This window comes from Myxococcus llanfairpwllgwyngyllgogerychwyrndrobwllllantysiliogogogochensis (assembly GCF_006636215.1).
GTDB lineage: Bacteria > Myxococcota > Myxococcia > Myxococcales > Myxococcaceae > Myxococcus > Myxococcus llanfairpwllgwyngyllgogerychwyrndrobwllllantysiliogogogochensis.
Genome location: NZ_VIFM01000185.1, coordinates 1 through 23,241, shown reverse-complemented (window position 1 = coordinate 23,241; position 23,241 = coordinate 1). Strand labels below are relative to the sequence as shown.

General features: G+C 69.7%; 20 protein-coding genes and 1 pseudogene. 14 read left to right on the top strand and 7 right to left on the bottom strand.

Annotated features, from left to right (window positions below; genetic code table 11):
• Positions 1-129: 129 nt before the first annotated feature.
• Together FJV41_RS33960 and FJV41_RS33955 are read right to left on the bottom strand one after the other, a co-directional pair.
• Complete coding sequence (locus FJV41_RS33960) at positions 130-951, bottom strand: TIGR02452 family protein (RefSeq protein ID WP_141646752.1); 822 nt, start codon at positions 949-951, stop codon at positions 130-132.
• A 155-nt stretch (positions 952-1,106) separates the two neighbouring features.
• Entirely contained in the window at positions 1,107-1,946 is an 840-nt protein-coding gene (locus FJV41_RS33955) for a hypothetical protein (RefSeq protein ID WP_141646751.1), read from the bottom strand.
• A gap of 316 nt (positions 1,947-2,262) precedes the next feature.
• Between FJV41_RS33955 and gstA the strand changes: the two genes are divergently transcribed.
• Both gstA and FJV41_RS33945 read left to right on the top strand, forming a co-directional pair.
• Positions 2,263-2,871, top strand: a complete 609-nt coding sequence (gene gstA / locus FJV41_RS33950; protein ID WP_141646750.1) for a glutathione transferase GstA — start codon at positions 2,263-2,265, stop codon at positions 2,869-2,871.
• Positions 2,868-3,227, top strand: a complete 360-nt coding sequence (locus FJV41_RS33945; protein ID WP_141646749.1) for a VOC family protein — start codon at positions 2,868-2,870, stop codon at positions 3,225-3,227. Before gstA ends, FJV41_RS33945 begins: the two co-directional genes overlap by 4 nt.
• Here FJV41_RS33945 and FJV41_RS33940 read toward each other — a convergent pair.
• From FJV41_RS33940 to FJV41_RS33930, 3 genes are read right to left on the bottom strand one after another with little or no spacing between them, the layout of a single operon-like run.
• Complete coding sequence (locus FJV41_RS33940) at positions 3,211-3,876, bottom strand: TetR/AcrR family transcriptional regulator (protein ID WP_141646748.1); 666 nt, start codon at positions 3,874-3,876, stop codon at positions 3,211-3,213. The genes FJV41_RS33945 and FJV41_RS33940 overlap by 17 nt on opposite strands.
• Before the next feature lie 18 nt (positions 3,877-3,894).
• Positions 3,895-7,017: an efflux RND transporter permease subunit gene (locus FJV41_RS33935; protein WP_141646747.1), complete on the bottom strand. Its 3,123-nt coding sequence runs from the start codon at positions 7,015-7,017 to the stop codon at positions 3,895-3,897.
• Positions 7,014-8,165, bottom strand: a complete 1,152-nt coding sequence (locus tag FJV41_RS33930) for an efflux RND transporter periplasmic adaptor subunit (RefSeq protein ID WP_141646746.1) — start codon at positions 8,163-8,165, stop codon at positions 7,014-7,016. The genes FJV41_RS33935 and FJV41_RS33930 overlap by 4 nt, the downstream gene beginning before the upstream one ends.
• A gap of 359 nt (positions 8,166-8,524) precedes the next feature.
• On the opposite strand from FJV41_RS33930, the gene FJV41_RS33925 reads away from it, so the two are divergent.
• The 4 genes from FJV41_RS33925 (at position 8,525) to FJV41_RS33910 (ending at position 14,315) form a co-directional block, all read left to right on the top strand.
• Positions 8,525-9,589, top strand: coding sequence for a UvrB/UvrC motif-containing protein (locus FJV41_RS33925; protein WP_141646745.1), 1,065 nt, complete (start codon positions 8,525-8,527; stop codon positions 9,587-9,589).
• Between the two features lie 150 nt (positions 9,590-9,739).
• A complete protein-coding gene (locus FJV41_RS33920; RefSeq protein ID WP_141646744.1) occupies positions 9,740-10,024 on the top strand; it encodes a hypothetical protein in 285 nt (94 codons plus the stop codon).
• A gap of 150 nt (positions 10,025-10,174) precedes the next feature.
• The gene (locus FJV41_RS33915) at positions 10,175-11,569 is read left to right on the top strand and encodes an ammonium transporter (protein ID WP_141646743.1); all 1,395 of its coding nucleotides are present in this window, start codon (positions 10,175-10,177) and stop codon (positions 11,567-11,569) included.
• Positions 11,570-11,774: 205 nt separating this feature from the next.
• The gene (locus tag FJV41_RS33910) at positions 11,775-14,315 is read left to right on the top strand and encodes a hypothetical protein (protein WP_141646742.1); all 2,541 of its coding nucleotides are present in this window, start codon (positions 11,775-11,777) and stop codon (positions 14,313-14,315) included.
• Between the two features lie 5 nt (positions 14,316-14,320).
• Here FJV41_RS33910 and FJV41_RS33905 read toward each other — a convergent pair whose 3' ends face one another.
• Positions 14,321-15,004 carry a hypothetical protein gene (locus tag FJV41_RS33905; protein ID WP_141646741.1) on the bottom strand — a complete coding sequence of 228 codons (684 nt, stop codon included), beginning with the start codon at positions 15,002-15,004 and terminating at the stop codon, positions 14,321-14,323.
• A gap of 410 nt (positions 15,005-15,414) precedes the next feature.
• Between FJV41_RS33905 and FJV41_RS33900 the strand changes: the two genes are divergently transcribed.
• Together FJV41_RS33900 and FJV41_RS33895 are read left to right on the top strand one after the other, a co-directional pair.
• Positions 15,415-15,606 carry a hypothetical protein gene (locus FJV41_RS33900; protein WP_141646740.1) on the top strand — a complete coding sequence of 64 codons (192 nt, stop codon included), beginning with the start codon at positions 15,415-15,417 and terminating at the stop codon, positions 15,604-15,606.
• Between the two features lie 321 nt (positions 15,607-15,927).
• Positions 15,928-16,962: an alpha/beta hydrolase family protein gene (locus FJV41_RS33895; RefSeq protein ID WP_141646739.1), complete on the top strand. Its 1,035-nt coding sequence runs from the start codon at positions 15,928-15,930 to the stop codon at positions 16,960-16,962.
• A 1-nt stretch (position 16,963) separates the two neighbouring features.
• Here the strand turns inward: FJV41_RS33895 and FJV41_RS33890 are convergent, their stop codons facing one another.
• The gene (locus FJV41_RS33890) at positions 16,964-17,641 is read right to left on the bottom strand and encodes a GNAT family N-acetyltransferase (RefSeq protein ID WP_141646738.1); all 678 of its coding nucleotides are present in this window, start codon (positions 17,639-17,641) and stop codon (positions 16,964-16,966) included.
• 162 nt (positions 17,642-17,803) lie between these two features.
• Here FJV41_RS33890 and FJV41_RS33885 point away from each other — a divergent pair, with 162 nt between their 5' ends.
• The 6 genes and pseudogenes from FJV41_RS33885 to FJV41_RS33865 all read left to right on the top strand — a co-directional run.
• Entirely contained in the window at positions 17,804-19,840 is a 2,037-nt protein-coding gene (locus FJV41_RS33885; RefSeq protein WP_141646737.1) for a serine/threonine-protein kinase, read from the top strand.
• Between the two features lie 42 nt (positions 19,841-19,882).
• The gene (locus tag FJV41_RS33880) at positions 19,883-20,704 is read left to right on the top strand and encodes a hypothetical protein (protein ID WP_246137593.1); all 822 of its coding nucleotides are present in this window, start codon (positions 19,883-19,885) and stop codon (positions 20,702-20,704) included.
• Positions 20,705-20,720: 16 nt separating this feature from the next.
• A complete protein-coding gene (locus tag FJV41_RS33875) occupies positions 20,721-21,542 on the top strand; it encodes a hypothetical protein (protein ID WP_141646735.1) in 822 nt (273 codons plus the stop codon).
• 151 nt (positions 21,543-21,693) lie between these two features.
• A pseudogene (locus FJV41_RS55010) lies at positions 21,694-21,975 on the top strand (nucleoside deaminase); the annotation flags it as partial.
• Positions 21,976-21,982: 7 nt separating this feature from the next.
• Entirely contained in the window at positions 21,983-22,162 is a 180-nt protein-coding gene (locus FJV41_RS54050) for a hypothetical protein (RefSeq protein WP_246137591.1), read from the top strand.
• Between the two features lie 61 nt (positions 22,163-22,223).
• A partial coding sequence (locus tag FJV41_RS33865; protein WP_141646734.1) for a hypothetical protein occupies positions 22,224-23,241 on the top strand: 1,018 nt, incomplete at its 3' end.

Genomic DNA, 23,241 nt, shown 5'->3' with positions numbered 1-23,241 from the left:
CCCCCGGACCGCCCCAATCCCCTGTCATCGACTTCCCCCTGAAGTGAATGCTTGGGGAGTTGTCGTCCAAACCGGGGCGGAGGTGGAATTAAACCGAGTTAAATCCGCCGCCCCGCCCCCGACGCCACGTCACGCGAAGTGCTCGCGGAAGGCGCGCGGGTTGGGCCCGTCACCGCTCCGCTCGTACACCGCGAACACCACGCGCCTGAAGGCGCCGGGCAGGGCCGCCAGGGCGAGCGAGAAGGCGTTGGCGACCTCCACCGGCTCGTTGCGGAAGACGCCGCAGCCCCATGCTCCCAGGACGAGGACCTCATGGCCCTGGTGCGCCGCCACCTGGAGCACCTTCAGCGCCCGCGCGCGCAGCACCTCGTGGATTTGAGGCCGCAGGCCCACGTCCACCCGGAGCGCCTCGCCGGCATTGGGCGCGGGCGCGGTGAGCACGGAGAGGCAGAAGGGCCGCTCCAGCAGCTCCAGCGAGTCGCCCCGGAAGAACGGCACGTCCGGCGAGTAGATAAGGTGGTCGGTGTACAGCATCGAGCGCTCGGCGCGATTCGCGTCGTAGTAGCCCCGCTGCGAGAGCAGGCACGGATAGAGCGCCGAGCAGCGCGCCAGGTCCTCCTCCTGCGCCTTCGCGCCGCCCAGGAAGCCGCCGCCCGGGTTCTTCGCGGAGGCGAAGTTGAGCGCGGCGACCCGCGTCTCTCCTTCCTCCTCCACCAACCGCCGAGCGGCCTGCCCCGTCTTCTCGCCCGTGACTTCGATGTGGAGGTCCGGACGCTCCAGTCCCGGCTCGAAGGGAGGGAGCCGCCCGAAGTCGTCGGGCCGGTACAGCAACGTCCCGCTCACGGCGCGCGCCACCAGGTTCCCCAGCGAGACGCTCCGCCCCGAGGGCGCCTCATACGTCCCCAGCTCCGCGATTCGCACCGTTTGCCGCGCAAGCTCCTTCAACGACATGACCCGCTCCTGACAGACCTCCGCCGCGAAAAGGCGGCGAGACTTCGTGTTAATTACACACGAACCCTATCAACCCGTCCTGACAGGTGTCGCGCGACGGGGGGGAACGAGCCGCCGGCCCCGGGGTGCGCCAGGGCCGGCGGTGAGGCGGGGTGCTACTCGCAGCCGACGCGCTGGGTGCGGCTGACCACCAGGTTGTCGACCCACGTCTCGGAGGCCGACGGCCCCTGGGGATGCACGAAGCCGTAGCCCACCCAGAAGTTGTTGAAGGAGCGCATGCCGATGTCGGTGAAATCGTGGGCCAGCGCGCCGTCCACGTAGACTCGCGCGTTGCCGTGGGTGCTCGACGCGGTGGGGCGGCGCACCTCCCACTCCAGGCAGACCCAGCGGCCGGTGGACATGCCCAGGTTGACGGGCGGGCCCTGACGATTCCAGCCCTGCCCCGTCCTCGCGGACCAGTCATCGAGCGCGAACCCCGTGTCCCGGATGACCTGCAGCTCGATGCCGCCGAAGTCCGAGTTCGTGTCGGAGAAGAGGACGAAGTAGGTGCCCATCTGCCCCTGGTCGCCGGGGAAGGCGTTCATGAACACGTGCGCGCGCACGAAGAGCTGCGTGTCGAACGGAGGGATGCTCTTCATCCACCGCCCAATCGCCTCGCCCTCGTTCTGCTTCTCGTCGATGCCGTCCTCCGTCACGACGTGCAGCGAGCGCGAGCCGGTGTGGGGCTTCGTGCCGTCCGCCTCGATGGTGGCGTGCTCGCGGCCGACATCCCAGCCCGCGGAGCCGTTCTCGAACGTCTCGCAGAGGATGGCGCCGGTGGGGCAGGACGCGTTGCCCGTGCCGCCGTCGCCCGGGTGGCTACCGGCGTCGGTGCCCGAGTCGGTGGGATTGGAGCCTCCATCGCCGGGCTTGTCATCGTCATCACCGGAGCACGCCGGCATCACGCCCCACGCCAGCAACGCGATGGGCAGCAACAGAGTGACTTTGAAACGCATAGGGTCCTTCCAGGTTCGGGCGCGAGGCCCGGCCATGTCTGACGGAGCGCCCCGCGGGGCCGGGGCTCGCTCTGGGGGTAAGGAGGCGTGGCGGGCTCCCCGGGCCGGCGCCAACCTCCGAGCGAAACAACTACCACTCCGAGCGCGCCCCCGGCAGCGGGGCCCGGCCGACCCAGGAGCGCGGCGGGCGCCACGTGCCGTCCACCCGCCCGCCTGCCCGGCGACACCCGGTGCCCCGCATCGAAACGGTGGCATCCCCTCCCGGGAAGGTGCAGAACTGCGCGCCTCGAACCCCCCACGTGAGGAATGCGCTCCCATGAAGCTCTACTACTCGTCCGGTGCCTGCTCCCTGTCCCCGCACATCGCCCTGCGTGAGGCGGGCCTGAAGTTCGACCTCGAGAAGGTCGACCTGCGCGGCAAGAAGACGGAGACCGGCGCGGACTACTTCGCCGTCAACACCAAGGGCTATGTCCCCGCGCTCCAGCTCGACAACGGCACGGTGCTGACGGAGGGGCCCGCCATCGTCCAGTACATCGCGGACCAGGCGCCCGAGGCGAAGCTGGCCCCCGCCAACGGCTCGCTCGAGCGCTACAAGCTCCAGGAGCTGCTCAACTTCATCTCCACCGAGATTCACAAGGGCTTCAGCCCCCTCTTCAACCCGGCGTTTCCCGACGAGGGGAAGAAGATCTACAAGGACCGGCTCGCGGTGCGCTTCAAGACGCTGGACGAGGTCCTGTCGAAGAACACGTTCCTCATGGGTGAGCAGTTCACCGTCGCGGATGCGTACCTCTTCACCGTGCTGAACTGGGCGAAGCCCGTGCAGGTGGACCTGGAGGCGTTCCCCGCGGTGAAGGCCTACCACGCGCGCATCGCCGAGCGTCCCCACGTGCAGGCGGCGCTGGCCGCCGAAGGCCTCAAGAAGTGATTCCGGCCTTCGTCAAGCTGCTCGTCTCGGACCTGACGCGCTCCCTGGCGTTCTACGAGGCGCTCGGCTTCGAGCGCACCCAAGCAGAGCCGCCCTTCGTCCGCCTCCAGTGGGCGGGCGCGGTGGACGTCTACCTCGTCGCGCCTCCGACGCAGTTGCAGTTGGAAGGCCGGCGGGGACTGGGCGTGCTCGTGGGCTTCCGCGTCGAGGGCGCAAGCGGCCTGGACGAGCTGCTCCTGCGGGCGCAGGCGCAGGGGGCCGTGGTGGAGGGTCCCGCCATCCAGCCGTGGCACACCCGGGAGGTCATCGTCACCGACCCGGACGGCTACCGGCTCAACTTCATCGAGCCCGCGTAGCGCCGCCTGACCTGGAGGGTTTGCAGAGGCCCTCCAGGAGCAGGTCCATCATCAGGGTCGCGGTGCGCATCAGTGGACGCATGTCGATCCACTTGTCCTCGGGCCCCATCACCAGGTGCAGCGCGACGAGGCCATGCAGGCCGCCCCAGAGCGCCTGACTCACCAGCTCCACGTCCTGGTGCTCGGGCCTGAAGCAGTCCGCGTCCTTCGCCTCCTGCACGGACTGGCGCAGGAAGGCATAGGCATCCTGCTCGGGGTTGCCCTGCTCCGGGCCGTCCGGGCCCGTGGTCCCCACTTCGGCCGGGCGCCGCTCCATGAAGAGCAGGCGGTAGGTGGTGGGGTACTCCTGGGCGAAGTCGATGTACGCCCGCCCCATCTTCCGCAGGCGCTCCACCGGGTCCTTCACCTTGGCGACCTTGTTGAGCACCTCCGCGAAGCGCAGGAAGTCATGGGCGCACAGCTCCTGGATGAGCGCGGCCTTGTCCTTGAAGTGCACGTAGATGGCGGTGGCGCTGTACTCGATTTTCTCGGCGACGCGCCGCATCGTCATCGCCTCGTAGCCCTCCTGGACATAGAGCTCGCGCGCCGCATCCAGGATGCGCTGCCGCGTCGCCTGCTTCTCCCGCTCTCGTCGCTCCTTGATGCCCATGGTGCCTCTCGAGTGCCGCTATGCCGCGCCACCGGCCGATGCGACGGAGCCGGGCAGCGGGGACGCAGGCCCCTCGCTGGCCGGTGCCTCGCCCTCCCGCTCCACCTCCGGGGCCAGCAACTTGTACACCACCGGCGTCACCACCCGGGTGAGGACGGTGGAGGAAATCAGCCCACCGATGATGACCCACGCCAGGGGTGAGTAGAGGCTGCTGTGCTCCAGCGCCAGGGGCAGCAGGCCCCCCAGGGCCGTCAGCGTGGTGAGCAGGATGGGCAGGAAGCGCGTCTCGCCCGCCTGCTCGATGGCCTCGTCCACGGACAGACCCCGCGCGCGCAACTGGTTGGTGAAGTCCACCAGGAGGATGCTGTTCTTCACCTCGATGCCCACCAGGGCGATGAAGCCGATGGAGGCGGTGAACGACAGCGTGTTGCCGGTGAGGAACAGCGCGAGGATGCCGCCCACCAGTCCCAGCGGAATCACCGACGCGACGATGAGCGTGCTGCGGAACGTGCGGAACTCCAGCACCAGCACCGCCAGCACGCCGAAGGCCGCGATGATGCCGGCCGCGGACACGCCGTCGAAGCTCTCCTGGCGGCTCTCCAGCTCTCCGGCCGCTTCCAGACGGTAGCCCGGCGGCGGCTTCACCTCCGCGTCCAGCCGGCGCAGCACGTCCTGGATGACGTTGTCGTTGATGTAGCCGGTGGCCACGCTGGCGGAGACGGTGACGGAGCGCTCGCCGTCGTGGTGGGTGACGCGGTTGGGGCTGGCCTCCAGGCGCACCTGGGACACCTGCATGAGCGGCACCTGCGCGCCGGTGACACTGGCCACATGCAGGCGCTCCAGCGCGCCCAATGCCGGCCACGCGCCGGACTCCAGTGGCATCCGGACGAGGATGGGATGGTCCTCGCCCGCCTCGTCGCGGAAGGTGCCCGCCGGCAGCCCCGCGAGCCCGAAGCGCACCGCGCGCGCCACCTCCGCCGCGGGCACACCCAGTTGCCCCGCCTTCTCCCGGTCCACCTCCACCTGGAGGTCCGTGCGACGCGTCTGCACCGGATTCTTCACGTAGAGGGTGCCCGGCGTCGTCTCCAGCACCTGCTGGGTCCGCGCGGCCAGCGTGCGCAGCGTCTCCAACTCCGGCCCCACCAGTCGCACCGCCACGGGCGCTTCGATGGGAGGCCCCTGCTCGAACTCGCGCACCTCGATGCGCGCGCCGGGGTACGCGGACAGCTCCGCGCGCAGGCCGTCGAGCAGCGCGGGCGTCGTCTCCGAGTCGTAGTCCTGGAGCTGGACGAAGAGCTCGCCCACGTTGGGTCGCTCCGCGCTCGGCTGGACGTTGTAGTAGACGGACGGATGGCCCCGCCCCGCGTTGGCGGAGACGGAGACGACCTCCGGCCGGCGGCGCAGGGCGTCCTCCACGAAGCGCACGGCCCGGTCGGTCTCCGGGAGGCTGGCGCCCTCGGGCGTCTCCACCTTCACGTAGAACATGGGCGTGCCGGCCTTCGGAAAGAGGCTGAAGCCCACCACCGGCACCAGCGCCAGGCTGCCCACGAAGAGCGCCGCGGCCACCACCACCGTCACCACCGGCCGCGCCAGCGCGCGGTGCAGCAGCGGGCGGTAGCTGCGCTCGATGAAGTGGTGGAAGAAGCGCAGCACGCGGTTGCCCTCCGGGTGCTCCCCCTCCGAGAGGAAGAGGCTGGCCAGCAGCGGAATCACCGTGAGCGACACCAGTAGCGAGGCGAGGATGGTGAACACCACCGCCATGGGCAGGCTGCGGATGAACTGACCGGACGTGCCGGGCAGGAACAGCAGCGGAACGAAGGACAACACCAGCGTGGCGGTGCAGCCCAGCACGGCGAGGCCAATCTGCGACGTGCCCTCGATGGCCGCCCGCACCCGGCTGCGCCCCATACGCAGGAAGCGGGCGATGTTCTCCACCACCACGATGCTGTCATCCACCAGGAGCCCCAGGGCGATGACGAAGCCGACGATGGAGAGCTGGTTGAGCGTGAAGCCCGCGTGGTGCAGCGCCGCGAGCCCCAGGGCCAGGGACAGGGGAATGGACACCATGACGATGAGGCTGGCCCGGAAGCCCAGGGGCAGGAGCGTCACCAGCACCAGGGCCAGCGCCAGCGCGAAGTCCATCGCGAAGCCGCCCAGCCGCCGCTCCACCTGGAGCGACTGGTCGAACCCCGTCTCCAGCCGGACACCCTTCGGCAGCTCCCGGGCCCACTCGCGGGCGACCTCGAGCGACGCGTCCCTCACCGCGAAGACGTTGCCGCCTTCCTTCTGCGTGACGCCGACGAAGACAGCGCGCTCGCCGTTGAAGCGGCCCAGGTGCACCGCGTCCTGGTCCCGAAACGAAACCTCCGCCACGTCCTGCAAGCGCACCACGCCCGCCTCGCCACCGGACACCACGGTGGCGCGCACCTGTTCGAGCGACGTGTACTCGCTGCTCGTCTTCACGTTGAAGCGCCGCGCGCCCAGGTCCACGCTGCCCGCGGGGACGTTGAGGTTGGCGCCGCCGAGCGCTTGCAGCACCCGCTCCAGCGACACGCCCACGCGCGCCAGCCGCTCCGGGTCCACCGACACGCGCACCTCCTGCTTCGTCGCCGCGAAGACCTCCGCCTTCTTCACGCCGGACACATGCGTCAACCGGTCCGCCAGGGCGTCCGCGTGCCGCTCCAGCTCCCGCGCGGAGACATGAGGCCCCACCAGGGCGAACTGCACCACGCTCACGTTCGCCGCGCTGTGACGGAGGACCTCCAGGCGCACCAGTCCCGAGGGAAGCTGAGGCCGCGTGGCGGTGACCTGCCGCAGCACCTCCGCGTGTTTGTCATCCGGGTCCGTGGAGGACTCGAACTCGATTTCCAGCTGCGCCAGCCCGTCCTCCATCTGGCTGCGCACCTCCTTCACGTCATCGAGTTCCTCGAAGGCCTCCTCGAGCGGGTCCACCACGAGCTGCTCGAGGTCCGACGGGCTCGCTCCGGGGTACACGGCGATGAGCGTGAAGCCCGGCATCGGGAAGACAGGGTCCTCCGCGCGGGGAATGGACAGCGCGCTGGAGACACCCAGCGCGACCAGCATGGCGAACACCACCAGGGTGAGCTGCGGGTTCTTCACGGCCGCGGTGGAGAGCTTCATCGCGCCTCCACCACCGCCACCGCCTGGCCGTCGCGGAGGAAGGCCACGCCATCCGTGACGACGTGGGCGCCCACGTCGGGCCCCTCGGACAGGGCCGCGCGGCCGTCCTCGTTGGAGAGGAAGGCCACCCTCACGCGCTGGCGCCGCGCGCTCCGACCATCCGGGTTCACGATGAAGACGCTGGCCACGTCACCGTCCCCTTCCAGCAGGGCCTCCACGGGAATGAAGCGCACCGTCTGCCGCTCGGACGGAAGGACCCGTGCCTTGGCGGAGAGGCCCGACAGCAGTCGCGGGGAGGGCTCGGCGCCACCTCGCTCGTCGGCGCCGGCCACGCGTGCGGGAACCTCCTTGGGGAGTCGCAGCTCGAGCTCCACCTCCGCCGTGCCCAGGCCCGGCGTGGCGGCGCTGGCAATCTCGCTGACACGCGCCAGGAACGTCCGGCCGGGGTAGGCGTCGAGCGATACTTCCGCCGCGTCCCCTTCCCGCACGCGCACGACGTCGCGGTCCGTCAGGCCCACGCGGACGACCCAGCCGCCATCTTCGCTCGCGAACTGGAAGAGGGCCTGGCCGGGGGACACCACCTCACCGGGCTCCACCAGCCGACGGAGGATGCGCCCGTTCGAGGGCGCCACGAGGGTGGCCTGTCGCTGGTTGAAGGCCGCGGCGCTCCAGGCGGCGTCGGCGACCTCGAAGGCCGTGGTGGCGTCTTGCAGCTGCGCGCGCGTGGCCACCTGGGCCTCGTGAAGTTGCTTCGCGCGCTCCAAATCCCGGGCCGCCTTGTCCCTCCCCTCGCGAGCCTGGGCCACCTGAGGGCCAATCTCCGACGGGTCCAACGCGGCCAACACCTGCCCTCGCGTCACCGACCGACCCTCGTCCACGGCGACCTGCCTGACGATGCCACCCAGCTTGAAGGACAACCGCAGCTCCTGCTTCGCGGCGAGCACCCCGCTGGCGCGCACCGGACGGGTGACCTCCTCCGCCACGACGGGCACGGAGCGCACCTGGACGGGCGCTTCACCGGAGGAAGCAGGCCCCGGAGCGGCGGTGGCCGGGCGCGAGCACCCCACCAGGGACAACAGCCCCACGACGAGGATGGCGAAGCCGCTCATCCACGCGGCGGACAGGGTCAACGACGGGGCACGCACCATGACGGCGACTCCCTCCCGCCTTCATCGAGGCAGGCAGACACCCCTCCTCATCGCGAGGCCGGGTTTACACAGGACCATCACTTAACGCCGTTAACTAAACGAGACAAGGTGGTTAACATAACTTCATAAACCTCCATCGGAGTCTGGACGGAGTGCCCCCATGGCGAGCGGCGGCCTCGCGTGTGGCGCGTCGCGGGCGCGACCAACCCCCTCCTCACCTGCTCGCCTTCGCATGCGACCAGGCCGTCCGCCCCACGGACAAGCACGCTGGAGGGAAGAGGCGAGGGCCGCGCGAGGCCCGCACCGAGGTGTACGGTGACATGTCGTCCGGCACGCACAGGGCCGGGCCTTCGCCGCACATGTCTTCCCGCGTCGCCTCACTCCTCGAACACGTCCGCGCGAACGCGGAGAACCGGCCCGGCATCTACCGGATGTTGGGGCCCTCGGGCGAAGTGCTCTACGTCGGCAAGTCCGTGCGGGTGCGCTCGCGGCTGCTCTCCTACTTTCGCGCGGAGCCCGGCGACAAGGCGGCGGACATCATCGCCCACGCGCATCAGGTGGAGTGGGAGCACACGCCCAGCGAGTTCGCCGCGCTGCTGCGCGAGCTGCGCCTCATCAAGTTCCACCGCCCCCTCTACAACGTGGAGCACAAGCGAGACCGGGGACACTGCTTCCTCCACCTCACCAAGGAGGCCGTGCCCCGCCTGCACGTCGTGGGGCGCGTCACCGGCGCGAGCGGCGACTACTACGGCCCCTTCCAGGGCCAGGGCGCGGTCTCCGACGTGGTGCGCGCGGTGAACGACCTGCTCGAGCTGAGAGACTGCGCGGCGGACACACCGATGCGACTGGCCAACCAGGGCCAGCTCTTCCCGCTGAAGCAGGAGCCCCTGTGCATGCGCGGCCAGCTCTCCCGCTGCCTCGCGCCCTGTGCCGGCGGCTGCACCCATGCCGAGTACGACGCCCGCATCGCCCAGGCCCGGGCCTTCCTGGAAGGCACCTCCGACGTCCCGCTCACCCTGCTGCACGAGCGCATGGCCCTGGCCGCCCGGCGCCTCCAGTTCGAGTACGCCGCGGAGCTGAGAGACCGCGCGGAGCGCCTGAAGAACCTCCGCGAGTGGATGGTCTCCCTGGGCCGGACGATGAAGCGGCTGTCCTTCGTGTACACGGTGCCGGGCCACGCCGGAGAGGACCGCGTCTACGTCCTGCGCCGGGGCAGCGTGCGCGACGAGCGTCCCGCGCCGCGAACCCCCGAGGAGCGCGAAGCCCTGGAGGCCCGCGTCCGGGAAATCTTCGAGCGCCCCGAGCCCGAGACGCTCGGCCTGCGCGCCCACGAGGCCCAGGAGGTGATGCTCATCGCCCGCTGGTTCCACCTCCACCCCGACGAGTTCGACCAGGCCACCGCGGCGCCACCGACGCACACGTGAGCCAGGCGCGCACGCCCGGTTCGTATGTCTGCGTAGGACTCCACGCGGGGACGAAGCCAGCCGCCTCGGCGGGTATGTCTCACCTCGCGTGACGAGCGCGCGTCAGGGCCAACGGCTATGACTGCGCCACTTCCTTCAAAGGGGGAGACAATGAAAGCCAGGCTCTCGATAGCCACCCTCGTGGCCGGCCTGCTGGCGTCGTCGGCCGCATGGGCCGCCGTCACCGTGCGCTATTACAACCGCGACTCGCGCGACTACACCTGGACGGCGGTGTGCAGCGGCGTGAAGACCTCCGTCTCATTCGGCAAGAGCCAGACGGCCTCCGTCACCATCCAGGGCTCGAGTCCCTGCACCATCCAGACAGACGGGGGCAACGTCGTCCTCAAGGGCGGCGAGGACCTGGACATCAAGGGTGGCCGCATCATCGTGAAGTAGATGACCCTACATCCCGCCCAGACCCATGAACCTTAAGCCCAATTATATCGATTTTTAGCTGTATCCGACGGGATTTAAGACTCCGGGCCGTTGAATCTGGCCCACACCGGCCCCATACTGCATTGCGTCAGTCTTCCTTGGGGTGACGCGATGAAGAAGTGGTTGGCACTGGCCCTGCTGGTGGGAGTGGGCGTGGCGGGCATGTTGGTGACGCCGGCGGCGCAGGTGAAGCAAGGGGGGCCCATCAACCCAGCGGACACGGCGTGGATTCTCACCGCGACGGCGCTGGTGCTGTTGATGACGCCGGGCCTGTCCTTCTTCTACGGCGGCATGGTGCGGCTGAAGAACGTCGTGTCCACGCTGCTGCAGAGCTACATCGCCATGGCGGTCATCAGCCTGCTCTGGGTGGTGGTGGGCTTCAGCCTCTGCTTCGGCGACAGCATCCACGGCATCATCGGCGACCCGCGCACCTTCTTCATGTTCAGCGGCGTCGGTGGAGAGACGCACCCGGACCTGGCGCCCACGATTCCCCTGATGCTGTTCGCGCTGTTCCAGCTCAAGTTCGCCATCATCACCCCGGCGCTCATCACTGGCGCCTTCGCGGAGCGGGTGCGCTTCAAGGCGTACGTGCTCTTCATGGTGCTCTTCACGCTGGTCATCTACGCGCCGCTGGCGCACTGGACGTGGCACCCGAAGGGCTTCCTGCGTGAGTGGGGAGTGCTGGACTTCGCGGGCGGCACGGTGGTGCACATGTCCGCGGGCTTCGCGGCGCTGGCGGGCGCGCTGGTGCTGGGCCGCCGGCAGGTCCATCTGGAGAACGCGTCGCACACGCCGGCCAACCTGCCCTTCGTGATGTTGGGCACGGGCATGTTGTGGTTCGGCTGGTTCGGCTTCAACGCGGGCTCGGCGCTGTCGGCCTCGTCGCTGGCGACGCTGGCCTTCGCCACCACGAACACGGCATCCGCGGCGGCGATGCTGGGCTGGATTGCCTTCGACTGGCTGCGCGGCCGCAAGCCGAGCGCCATGGGCGCGTGCGTGGGCGCGGTGGTGGGCCTGGTCGCGGTGACGCCTGCCGCGGGCTTCATCACCGTGGGGCAGAGCATCATGGTGGGCCTGGTCGCAAGCTTCGTGAGCAACGCGGCGGTGCACCTCAAGAGCCGCACGTCCATCGACGACACGCTGGACGTCTTCCCCTGTCACGGCCTGGGCGGCGTGGTGGGCATGGTGCTCACCGGCGTGCTGGCCAAGGACGTGGGGCTGCTCTACGGCGAGACGAAGACGTTCTTCATGCACATGCTGGCGCTCGCGCTGGTGTCCGCCTTCTCCTTCATCGGCTCCTATCTGCTCTACAAGCTGGTGGACCGCATCGTGCCCCTGCGCGTCACCCGCGAGGCGGAGGAGCAGGGCCTGGATTTGAGCCAGCACGGCGAGACGATGGGCGAGTCGACCATCGCCCCCGCGCCGCGCACCGCCCCGAGCGAAGCGCCGTCCGCGCCTCCGGCGACCGCGACGACGCAGGGCTCCACGGAGCCGCTCCCCGCTTGAGCGGAGCAAGCGCGCGAGCCCACGCGCCGCGACTGTTGACCACCGGGTGCGTGGGGGTGAGTGCCTCCCCTTCGCACCCGGGTCTCCGTACGGTGTCCGACGCTCCCGGCACATCCCGTGGGATTGCGCGCGGGCGCGCCTCCTAGGCTCCCCTCATCGCGAGCGCCCACGTGAGGCACTGCGCCGCGAGTCCCGGGGGGACACCATGCGCCACGGTATCGCGGTCCATGCCGCACAGGCCCTGCTGCTCGTGGGTCTGCTGACGCACCCGAGCGACGCTCGGGCCTCCGGGCCGCCGACGCGCGAGGAGTACTTCCGCTACGTGCCCCTGGCCTATCCGCGCATCGTCCGGCAGACGACGGCCAGCGAGGCGCTCTCGCTCTACGGCGACACGGCGGACCCGTCCTACCGCGATGAGACGCCGCGCGACGGCATGGACGACAACCGGTTCCGGGTGTTGCAGGCGCTGGCGGTGCGCTTCGCGCCCATCCTGGTGAAGAACACGTACACCTTCCCCATGGACCACAAGGCCTTCCGAGATTTGCCCGGCGGCCTGTTGTTGAACCTGGACACGTGGGATTTGGCGAAGCCGGGCTCGGTGTTGATGCGCAGCGACTCCATCAACTTCTCCTCACTCGGCCATCACTGTCCCGAGGACGGCGCACCAGAAGTCGCGCTCCAGACGGAGCAGTCCGGACGGGATGCGCGCGACGACTGCCGCCTCATCGCGCTGCTGCGGGAGTTCCACCCGGACCACCCCACCATTCCCCGCCTGCGACAGGACGCGGTGGCCGCCGAGCAGGCGCCCTTCACCGTGATGTACTTCGACTTCCCGGGCTTCGACCCCTCGACGTGGCATGAGGCGTACGCGAGCCCCACGCCGGATGAGATTGCGCGCCGCTACCAGGGCACGGAGAAGGTCTACGCGCATCCGTTCCTCTCGGAGGTGCGCGACGCGAAGCACGGCCTGCGCGGCTACGAGCTGCTCATCCAGTACTGGTTCTTCTATCCCTTCAACGCCGGGGGCAACAATCACGAGGGCGACTGGGAGCACGTGAGCGCCGTCATCTCGCCCCTGTCCGCCGTGGAGCGCCCGCTCACCGAGGACGAAATGCGGCGCATCCTCGCGGGCGGCTTGGCCGCCGACGGCCCGGACCCCCTGGTCCTCAAGCGCACCGAGTACTTCTTCCACCGCAACTCCATGGTCTTCGACTTCGCGAGCCCCAACGCGTACCTGCCGCGCAAGCAGTGGGAGGAGCTGGTGGACCTGCGGGGCGAGGACCGACCCGGCGAGAAGAAGCTGCTGGCGCGGGTGCGCAGCTACGTCTGGGCGGACGAGAAGGAGACCCGCATCAACACGCATCCCATCGGGTACATCGGCGCGGACTCGAAGGGCCTGGAGCAGTTGCTCGCCTCCCCCGGCCCGCACGCTCGCGAGTCCCACGCCACGTATCCGCTGCCCGGCGTCTTCAAGGACGTGGGCCCCGCGGGCTCCACGGAAGCGGTGCCCAAGCACTTCGACCACCAGGAGTACCTGTCGGACCCGAAGCGGCCGCTGCCCGAGGACGTGGTGCGCTACGACATGGCGGAGCGCATCGACCTGGTGCCGGACTGGGAGCGCGTCTACGACCTGGCCATCGACGACCCGTCGGTGCGCCGCGAGTGGTCCTGGCTCATCCTGCCGCTGCGCTGGGGCTACCCCTCCGCCGCCTCGCCACTGGCGGGCATCGTCGCGCACTCGGACATGGGCAACCTGTCCATCACCGGCCCCGCCTTCAGCGAGGGCTGGAACCGGCCCGCGCCCAACGCGGGCTTCGTCCGCTACGCGCCCGGGGAGCTGCCCTGGTTCTTCCCGCTGGACGTGCAGGACGACTTCTCCAACAACCTGGGCTTTCTCAACGGCCCGGTGGCCATCCTCATCAGCCTGCCGCCGTTCGACTTCCTCTACCGGGTGGTGGGCCTACCCATCCGCGCGCTGGTGGAGAACCACGAGCCCGTCTACACGCCGCAGAAGCAGTTGCCCCGGCGACGCGTGAGCGTGGAGGCGGGCATCAGCATCGGGCTGCTCGACGAGGACTTCGCCGCGCTGCTGCTCAATGACCGGCAGCTCGCCGAGTGGGGGCCGCAGTTGCTCGCGCTGGACCCGACCATCAGCGAACAGCCGTCCCGGTTCATCCAGCCGGTGGTGGACACGGCCATCTCCCCCACGCTGAAGGTGAGCTTCTATCTGGGGGACCGCTTCACGTCGGAGAACACGCTGCTGCACTCGCGCAGCGACGTGGGCATCGACGTGCCGCTCGCGGGCGAGGAGAGCCTCTTCCGGCTCCGCGCGAAGCTGAACCTGTGGGAGTACGCGGGCAGCATCCGCTACAACATCCTGCCCGGCGGCTTCCAGCCGTACGTCAAGGTCGGCTACGGGCTGACGTGGTACCGACTGGAGGAAGGCAACATCAACGGCGTGGGGATGGCCAATCCCAACTCGTACTGGATTCGCCTGCCCGGCTTCTTCCGCAACCTGTGGCCCAACACACTGCATCTGGGCGCGGGCCTGGACGTCATCCTCGTGAGGGGCTTCTTCCCCGGGCTGCGCGGCCTCGATGGCGGCCTGCGCGCCGGCTACGTGTTGTCCCGCCACGAGCTGGGCATCCGGGACCTCACCGCGCCAGACTCGCTGGCGGGCGCGGTCACCGAGCCCGTGCACGTCTACCGCAACACCTTCGAGCTGCTCGGCACGCTGAGCTTCTGACGGCGCTACCGGGCCCCGCCCTCGTCCGCGATGGGCACCTCCAGGTCCGACCTGGGTCGCGCCTCGTCCTCTTCCCGCTCACCACCGCCGAGGCCCAGGGTGAGACCGACGACGAGCGTGGCGTGGAAGACGTGAATCGCCTGCGACTCGCTCGGGGGCGGCAGGCCCGTCAGCGCGAGCAGGTCGGAGAAGCGCCGCGTCGTCTGACGGCCCCACGCCAGGTCCGTGCCCACGGTGACGCGCGAGTGCCGCACGGGGAAGTAGACGCCGGTGGCCACGTGGTACAGGTCGCTCGTCCCCAGCAGCGTGCTGGTGTTGGGCAGATTGATGGCGGCGCTGAAGTCCGTGTGGACGCTCAGGTAGACGCGCAGCTTGTCGCCCACGCGGTGCTCCGCGCCCAACGCCGCGTTGACCACCGGCTCCAGGCCGTAGAAGACGTCGCTGCTCAGCACGCGCTCGGGGCCCTCCACGGGGATGGGGTCGCTGTCGAGGATGCGGAACACCGGCACGCGCGCAAAGACCTCCACCGCCGCATGCAAGGTGGTGCCACCAAGCACCCGACTGCCGCCGAGCCCCACGGACAGCGGACTGCGAAAGCGCGCGGGCGTCCCCGGTTGGAAGTTGGAGACCCGCGCGGGCCCCTCCAGGGGCAGGCCCTGCTGACTCAGCGCGCTCGAGCCCGACCTCACCGGTGCCGTAGATGCCCAGGCTGGGCGTCGTCACCGTCAGGCCCATCGCCCACCGCTCCTCCTGGTAGCTCACGCCGATTTTCGCCAGCAGGCGCAGGTGTTGGAGTCGATAGGTTCGGCTCACCGTCGCGAGCAGTTCGCGCCCGTCAGCGCCGGACCCCTGGGAGATGGCCAGGAAGTCCGCGTGCTGCTGCCGGCCCGCGAGGAACGGGGTGATGCCCACGCCCAGGGACTTGCTCAGCGGATACGCCCAGCTCACGCCGGCCCACAGCTCCTTCACGCCGTGCTCCAGCCGCACGTCGGAGGACAACTGCGAGAGGCCTTGAACCCCGACGAGGTCGGTGCCGGTGAAGTCCTCCCGCCGCGTCAGCAGCGTCTCGAAGCCCTGCCGGGTGAGGAGCGCATAACCCATGCGCGCGCGGCCCAGCCCGTGGAAGCGCAGCGGGCCCGCGATGAAGGCGGGCAGCGCGTCGAAGCGCGAAGTCGTCAGGTCCTTGCCCGGCCCCAGGCCGTTGACGAGCGACAGGCGTGAGAACTCGAAGACGCTGCCCGTCAGCTCCAGCTCCAGCGTGCCCACCAGCACGAGGGCGCCGGGGTTGTAATAGACGGCGCTGATGTCCGCGGGGTCTCCGAGCAGCGCGCCGCCAAGCAGCCACGCCCGGTTGCCGAACTGACGCGTCCAGTAGTGCGCATCCTGGGCCCACGCGCTCCCCGCGACGAGCCAGGCCACGAGCAGCAGCCATCCGCGCCACGGCGTCCTCATCAACCCTTGTCCCGGTCCACCCCCGAAGGGGGGCAAGGGGCGCGAGCATGAGGTCCACACCCCGTCCGGCCCATGCGACTCCAGTCGCAACCCCGTGTCGTCCAGCCCCCTTCACCCTGGGGCCGTGCAATCGAATGCCGGCTCGGACGATAAGAGGGCCATGAAGACTTCTGGACGACCTGGCACCGCGCTTCCCAGGGCCTTCGCGCTCGCCGCCCTGCTCGTGGCGGCCTCCGCCTCCGCGTCCATCATCCGAGGCGTGGGCTACCGCGAGCTCGCCATGAAGGACCCGGTGAACGGCGGGCCCCTGCGGGGCGTGGTGCTCTATCCCTCCACGAAAGCCTCCAAGCCCTTCCCGGTGGACCTGCTCCAGCTCGACGCGGGCAAGGACCTGCCGCCCATCCCCGGACGTCATCCGCTGGTGCTCATCTCGCACGGCCACATGGGCACGCGCTGGGGACACAGCGACCTGGCCTCGGCGCTCGCGCGCAAGGGCTTCGTCGTCGCGTCACTGGACCACGCGGGCAACACGCACAACGACGGCGCCCGCTCGGGCACGGACGAGGTGTTCCTGGGACGCGCGTTGCAGGTGCGCACGCTCCTGGACTCGGTGCTCACGGACGCGGTGATGGGCCCGCTCGTGGACCCATCACGCGTGGGCGCCATGGGCTTCTCGCTGGGCGGCTACACCGTGCTCCTGCTCGGGGGCGCGTCACCGGACTTCGGCAAGCTTGGGCCCTATTGCGAAGACGCCGCGCACGCCAGGAGTGTCCTGTGCACCGAGATGAAGGCGGTGCGCGCGGTCCGCCCCGAGCTGCGCGGCGGCACGCGGGAGCCTCGCATCCGCTCCCTCTTCGTCATGGCGCCCGTGGGCGTCTTCTTCGACGAGGCCGGACTCAAGGACGTGAAGGTGCCCGTCCGGTTGTACGCGGCGGAGCAGGACGAGGTGCTCGACGGGGTCGCCCAGGCCCTCCGCGTTCGCGACGCGCTGCCCCAGCAGCCCGAGTACACACAGGTGCCCAAGGCCGGGCACTTCGTGTTCCTCGCGCCGTGCCGGGCGGAGATGGCGAAGCACACCCCGGAGATTTGCGTGGACCCTCCGGGGGTGGACCGCGTGAAGCTGCACCGCGAACTCAGCCAGGACGCCGTGCGCTTCTTCAGTCGCACGCTGACGCCCCCCGCGAAGTCGCCGTGACTCAGCTTCCCTTCTTCGCCGCGGGAGCGCGGCCCTTGCGCGCGCCACCTCGCGCCGCGGGGGTCTCCGGCATGGGGCCGGTGTTCGGAGAGGTGGCCTCGCCCTCGGTCGCCTTCGGCCGGCGCTTGATGCGACGCGGCGGCAGCAGCTCCGGCTCTCCCGGCACCTTCTGCGCGAGGAAGATGGCGGCGTCGAGCTTGTAGAACGTCCTCGCCCGGTACCACGCCAGCGCGGCCTCGTTGTTCTCCGCCACCTCCAGCACCAGGTGGGTACAGCCGCGCGTGCGGGCCAGATGCTGGAGCTGATCCAGCATGAAGCTGCCCACTCCGCGCCCCTGGTATTCCGGGTGCACCGCGAGCTCCTCCACGAAGAGGGGCCGCATGCCGCGCTTCTCGAACCAGCGGGGGTTCACCCAGTTGTCGTCGCCCGTGGCCTCGAAGGCGCACTCGGAATAGCCGACGATTTCGCCGTCGACCTCATAGAGCAGCTGCTCTATCCACTCGGAGGTGTAGACCTCCATGAAGCGGCGCTTGGAGCGGGGGCGCTGGTATTCCACCGTCTCGCGGTTGACGTCGCGGAAGACGAGCTTGAGGAACTCCCAGGTCCGGTTGAGGTCCCGGCGATGGATGCGGCGGACGCGGACCTCGAGCAAGTCCTTGGGGGGCGCGACTTTCGTCATACAGGCTGCTTCCTTAGCAGGCTGGCGGAAAGCCACCAGGGGTTCTCACCGCTCAAGACAGCCTCCGTCCGGAATCCCGCCTCGGAAAGGTTGCCTCATGGTGGGGTGGGAGGATGGAATGGGGTGGAACACCCCTGAGAATCCCGTGCGAGCCACAGCCCCATGAATCGACCGTCCGACGGTGACCTTTCCATCGATACGGTCCTGCGCAACACCTACAAGGTCCTGTCCATCCTGGGGCGCGGAGGAATGGGCTCGGTGTACCTGGCCCAGCACCTGCGCCTTCCGGGCAAACAGGTCGCGGTGAAGGTGCTGCGCGGTGGAGACCACCTCACCGCCGAAATCTTCGCGCGCTTCCGTCGCGAGGCGGAGATCGCCTCCCGGCTGGGCCACCCCAACATCGTCGAGGTGCTCGACTACGACACGCTGGAGGACGGCACGCCGTTCCTGGTGCTGGAGTTCCTGCGCGGAGAGAGTCTCCAGTCGCGGCTTGAGCGCGGGCGGCTGCCGCTGCACGACGTCTACTCCTTCACGCGGCAGATGGGCTCCGCGCTCCAGGCCGCGCACGGGGCGGGCATCGTCCACCGCGACTTGAAGCCCGCCAACGTCTTCCTCGTGCCCACCGACTCCGGGGGCGTGGTGGGCGAGCGGCTCAAGCTGCTCGACTTCGGCATCTCCAAGGTCCTCGACTCCGGCACGGTGCAGACGCAGGAGGCGATGCTCATCGGCACGCCGCAGTACATGTCGCCCGAGCAGGCTCAGGGCCGCAACCGCGAGATTGACGCCCGCACGGACATCTTCGCGATGGGCTGCATCGTCTACGAGATGATGACCGGCACGCCCGCCTTCGGCGCGGGGGGCATCGCGCAGATGATCTTCCGCGTCGTCTACGAGCCGGCGGCCCCGCTCGCCCCGTTGTGTCCGGAGGCCCCCGCCCACGCCATCGCCGCGGTGGACAAGGCCCTGTCCAAGCGCATCGAGGACCGCTACCCGGACATCGCCTCGTTCGTGGAGGACCTCACCGGCAGCCCCCTGCACACGCTCAGCCCGGCCGCGGGCTCCCACGCCTCGCAGCCCCGTCCCACCGGCTCGCCGTCCGGCATCGCCCTGCCCTCCGAGGGCCCGCCCTCGCTGTCCAACACGCTGGCGCCTGGCAGCGTCCGCAAGGGCCCCGACACGGGCCGCATGGGCTTCGAGGACACGATGGCGCCGGGCAGCTCCGGGAGCAGGGGCGTCGTCCAGCCCGCCGCGCCCGCGGGAGCCTTCGCCTCGGGAGGCACCGGGCAGATGGGCATCGTCCATGCCTCGGCGCCGGCGGGGGCCTTCGCCTCGGGAGGCACCGGGCAGATGGGCATCGTCCATGCCTCCGCGCCTCAGGCCGCGCCCTTGATGGACCCTCCGGGGTTGGACCCCACGCTCATCTCCCAGCAGGCGCCGTCCGTGCCGCCGCCCGTCGCGCCCCAGAGCTACATCACGCCGTCCCCCACCGTGCAGCCCGGCTCCGTGCAGCCCACGAGCGCCGCCGTGGTCCACTCCGTGGCCGCGCAGTCCTCGCCGGCGCCGAAGAGCCGTGCGCCGGTGGCCGCGCTCGTCGTCGCCGCGCTCGTCGCCGTGGCCGGAGGCGGCTGGTGGTTGACCCGGCCCCAGGTGCCCACGCCGACCGGAGGCACCACGCCTCCGCCAGTGCAGCCCGTCGCCACGGGCACCCAGGCCACCACGGGCACCCAGGCCGCCACCCCGCCCGTCGTCGCCACGGGCACCCAGGGCACCACGGGCACCCAGGGCACCACGGGCACCCCGGTGGCCCCTCCGCCCAACGGGACGCAGACGGGCACGCCGACGCCGCAAAACCCTCCTCCGGACGACCCGGCCGGTGTGGCGACGAAGAATCCGCCCCCCTCCACGCGTCCTTCCACCCGACCCGAGCCTTCCGAAAAGCTGTCTGACGAGCTGCGGCAGCTTTTGGCGGATGGGGAGCGTGCTTTAAACGGGGGAGACACCGCGGAGGCCATTCGTCTGGCACGAAGCAGCCAGCGGAGGGAACCCAAGGTCATCCCACTGGCGTCCTACTCGCTGCTCACCCGGGCCTTCTGCCGTCAGGGAGATTTGAGCAACGCCAAGGCCCAATGGCCCAAGGTCTCCCGGCCGGAGCAGCCCCGGGTCCGGAAGTTTTGCAAGCAGCACGACATCGAGTTCTGACACATGGCGCCGTCCGGATGGGACGGGCCCCTGCCTCATGAGGTGAATCGCTTGAGAAACCTGGTCGCGGTATTCGTCACCACGCTGTTGCTGGGGGCTTCCGCAAGCCTCGCGGCGGCCCCCGTCGAGGCCGGCAAGGTCTATTCCGGCGCCGAGGGAGAGGAAGTGGCCGTCGTCCCCCTCACCCCGCGCTCGTCCAAGAAGTTCATCCTGCGCGTGCAGGGCACGGGCTCCGATATCGACGGCAAGGTGCTGCCCTTCGAGCTCAAGGACTGGAGCACCAACAGCAGCGAGCAGCACAACTACACCACCCAGTGGCGCGGCCGGGGCTACACGGTGCTGTACATGCGCAACTCGAACTACGAGCTGTACGTGCCGGGGCGCGGCAAGGAGATTCGCGTCTCCTTCGACGAGAAGCGCACCAAGGCCCTCAAGTCCGAGGAGGTCTACAAGCAGCACCAGAAGCAGCAGGAGGACGGCACGCTGGAGAAGCTGATGGCGTTCGACCGCAAGGGCGAGATGGCGCGCCACGACAAGGACTACGGCGCCGTGCTCCAGGACATGAACAAGTCCTGCGGCACCTCCGTGGCGGCGAACATCGACTGGAGCACCATCACCGACGACCAGCTCAAGGAGCTGAGCATCAGCGGCTACTGTGAGCCCTCGCTCAGCGTCCTGAAGGAGCTGTGTGACGTCTCCAACGTCGCGAAGCAGACCGTGAAGGAGAAGGTGAAGCAGGTGAGCTGCCGCCTGGGGGCGAGCCTGGAGCCGAAGTTCGACGCCCAGCGCCTCATCTGGACCACCTCGAAGGACGCCTCCAATCAGGAGACGTTCGCCAAGAAGTTCTACAAGACGAACCTTTAGTCCAAGAGACCCTGCGATGAACTTCCAGCGTATCGCCGCCGTGGCGGTGTCCTTCGCCTGTAGCGCGTCCCTGGCATCCGAGACCCTCCAGCCCCCCTGGGGCAAGGAGGAGAACCTGGGCCAGAAGATGATCATGGAGTCCACTTCCATCTGCACCGATGGCAAGGGGCACTACGTCGTCGTGTCTCCCGAGGAGGAGCGCGGCGGAGACCAGCTCTACTACGGTGACGGGAAGACCTTCTTCCTGGTGCCGTCCCTGCCGTTCACCTCCGGGACGAGCTTCCTGGAGCCCCGCTTCTTCAACAAGTCGGCCAACCCCAGCTTCCGTGGCCAGGACTGGCGCGTGGTCTCCGAGGTGGAGCTGGACCGCAAGGCGAAGACGTGCGCCGTGCGGTGCGGCGAGAAGAACATTCCCCTCAACCTCATGGAGGCGGTCCCGGGCGCGGAAATCCTGCGCAAGGCCGCCTACGCCCCCAACCCGCAGCAGTTCGCGCCGTACGCGCTCCTGCGCGACACGAAGGGCAACTACTACTTCGTGGACAAGGGCGCGCGCACCACGGACCAGAAGAACTACCGCGTCTTCATCGGCCCGCGTGGCGCGCTCAAGCCGCAGAAGATGACCAACGTCATCTCCGACTCGGAGGGCGAAATCTTCTCCACCAAGAAGGGCGACCTCCGGCTGGTGCTGGACAAGGCGAAGACGTCCGTCTGGATTGAGAACACGAAGAAGTCGCTCGAGCTGCGCCAGGTGCCCGTCGAGGAGAACCTGCCGCTCATCTACAACGACCTGGGTGTGTACGAGGGCATTCGCCTGGGCACCCCCTGCGACGACCAGTAGTCGCTGAACGTGCCCCGGGGGCTGGATTCGCCTCCAGCTTCCCGGGGACACACGGCGCGGGTCGAGGAGCCGACGTCCGTCCTCCCCGTGGAACCGTGGCGAGGTCCCGGGTGCGTCGTTAGGTTGCCGGCCCCGAACCGGAGGCTGGCCCATGCGTCCCGAGGAAACCCGATTCCTTCAGCAGTCCATCGAAGCGGCACGCCGTGCCAGGGCGCGCGGGGACCAGCCCTTCGGCGCGGTGCTGGTGGACGCCCAGGGACAGGTGCTGCTGGAGGGTGAGAACACGGTGGCGACGCAGCGGGACTGCACGGGCCACGCGGAGTCCAACCTGATGCGGGACGCCACGAAGCGCTTCACGCCGGAGGTCCTCGCGGGTTGCACGATGTACGCGAGCACGGAGCCGTGTGCCATGTGCGCGGGCGCCATCTTCTGGGGGGGGCGTGCGCCGGGTGGTGTTCTCCCTGTCGTCCGCGGAGTTCGCGAAGCTGGTGGGCACATCCCGGGGCGGGCTCGCCATGTCGTGCCGGGAGGTCTTCGAGCGGGGCAGCAGCCCCACCGAGGTGGAGGGCCCCATCCCCCTGAAGGAAGCGCGCGACGTCCACGCGGGCGCCTGGGACTGACGCGGGGGCCCGTGCCGAGCTTGCGTGGTCCGCGCGGTTGCGGGAGCCTGACGCCGCCGCCGTGAACCTGCCCCGCTACTTCATCCCCCACGCCGCCACGCCGCCGGAGCCCGTCCAGTCGGACGCCTCTGAAATCGCGCACGTGGTGGACGCCTTCCGACTGGACTCGAACCACGCCCTGGAGCCGGAGTGGCTGGTGGGCCTGGACGCGCTGGGCGGGGTACACGTCGTTCCCGCGAGCGAGCGAGGCCGCCTGCCCGCTTCCGCGCTCGCGCAGCTCACGCACCACGAAGTCGCCTCCGGACGCACGCCTCGGCGCATCGCCGCGCCGGAGCTGTTCTTCTTCTCCGTGGAGCTCGTCGAGCACCCCGCCGACGCCGAGGGCTTCAACGACCCCGTGTACCTCTACGGGCACCTGTCCGGCCCGTGGCCGGGCACGTCACCGCAGCGCGTGCCGGGGCAGCTCACGGTGACTCGGGGAGACGTGCTCGCGGGGCTGACGCAGGGCGCGGCCGACGCGTTCCACTACGCGCAGACGATGGAGAGCGCCGCCGCGCCGCGCGGCTACGTGGCGCTCCTGCCGGGAGACCGGCCGGACGTCATCGCCCAGGGCCAGGGGCTGGTGCTCGCGTGGCCCTCGGTGCCTCCGGAGCTCCAGATGGGCAATGCCTCCAACGGCCCCATGGTGGCGCGGATGCTTCACGATGTTCTCACCCAGCTTCAGGAAGATGCCGGAGCGAATCGTGGACCGGAGGCGCTGGCCCGGATGGAGCTGCCCGTGCCCAGCCGCGCCATGGCCATCGCCGAGCTGGAGCTGCGCGGCTACGAGGTGAAGGGTGACGTGGCCATCCTGCGCCGTCAGCACCCGGGCCTGCTCACGCGCATGGCGGAGTGGCTGCGCGCGGAGAAGGTGAAGATTCCGCTGGAGGCCGCGACACCCGCGTTCCTGGAGCTGGCCCGTCAGGCCCTGGCCGCGCTGCCAGGCTGGCCCACGGAAGCGGAGCGCGCGCTTCGCTCACGGGTCCGCGCGGGAGGTGGCTCGCCCCCGGTGTCGGCGCCGCGAGTGACGAGCCCCGTGC

What these genes read in the sequence shown, in the direction of transcription:
- FJV41_RS33960 (WP_141646752.1), bottom strand. Translation starts at nt 951, where the DNA reads ATGTCGTTGAAGGAGCTTGCGCGGCAAACGGTGCGAATCGCGGAGCTG.
- FJV41_RS33955 (WP_141646751.1), bottom strand. Translation starts at nt 1,946, where the DNA reads ATGCGTTTCAAAGTCACTCTGTTGCTGCCCATCGCGTTGCTGGCGTGG.
- gstA (WP_141646750.1), top strand. Translation starts at nt 2,263, where the DNA reads ATGAAGCTCTACTACTCGTCCGGTGCCTGCTCCCTGTCCCCGCACATC.
- FJV41_RS33940 (WP_141646748.1), bottom strand. Translation starts at nt 3,876, where the DNA reads ATGGGCATCAAGGAGCGACGAGAGCGGGAGAAGCAGGCGACGCGGCAG.
- FJV41_RS33935 (WP_141646747.1), bottom strand. Translation starts at nt 7,017, where the DNA reads ATGAAGCTCTCCACCGCGGCCGTGAAGAACCCGCAGCTCACCCTGGTG.
- FJV41_RS33930 (WP_141646746.1), bottom strand. Translation starts at nt 8,165, where the DNA reads ATGGTGCGTGCCCCGTCGTTGACCCTGTCCGCCGCGTGGATGAGCGGC.
- FJV41_RS33925 (WP_141646745.1), top strand. Translation starts at nt 8,525, where the DNA reads ATGTCTTCCCGCGTCGCCTCACTCCTCGAACACGTCCGCGCGAACGCG.
- FJV41_RS33920 (WP_141646744.1), top strand. Translation starts at nt 9,740, where the DNA reads ATGAAAGCCAGGCTCTCGATAGCCACCCTCGTGGCCGGCCTGCTGGCG.
- FJV41_RS33915 (WP_141646743.1), top strand. Translation starts at nt 10,175, where the DNA reads ATGAAGAAGTGGTTGGCACTGGCCCTGCTGGTGGGAGTGGGCGTGGCG.
- FJV41_RS33910 (WP_141646742.1), top strand. Translation starts at nt 11,775, where the DNA reads ATGCGCCACGGTATCGCGGTCCATGCCGCACAGGCCCTGCTGCTCGTG.
- FJV41_RS33900 (WP_141646740.1), top strand. Translation starts at nt 15,415, where the DNA reads ATGCGCGCGCGGCCCAGCCCGTGGAAGCGCAGCGGGCCCGCGATGAAG.
- FJV41_RS33895 (WP_141646739.1), top strand. Translation starts at nt 15,928, where the DNA reads ATGAAGACTTCTGGACGACCTGGCACCGCGCTTCCCAGGGCCTTCGCG.
- FJV41_RS33890 (WP_141646738.1), bottom strand. Translation starts at nt 17,641, where the DNA reads ATGACGAAAGTCGCGCCCCCCAAGGACTTGCTCGAGGTCCGCGTCCGC.
- FJV41_RS33885 (WP_141646737.1), top strand. Translation starts at nt 17,804, where the DNA reads ATGAATCGACCGTCCGACGGTGACCTTTCCATCGATACGGTCCTGCGC.
- FJV41_RS33875 (WP_141646735.1), top strand. Translation starts at nt 20,721, where the DNA reads ATGAACTTCCAGCGTATCGCCGCCGTGGCGGTGTCCTTCGCCTGTAGC.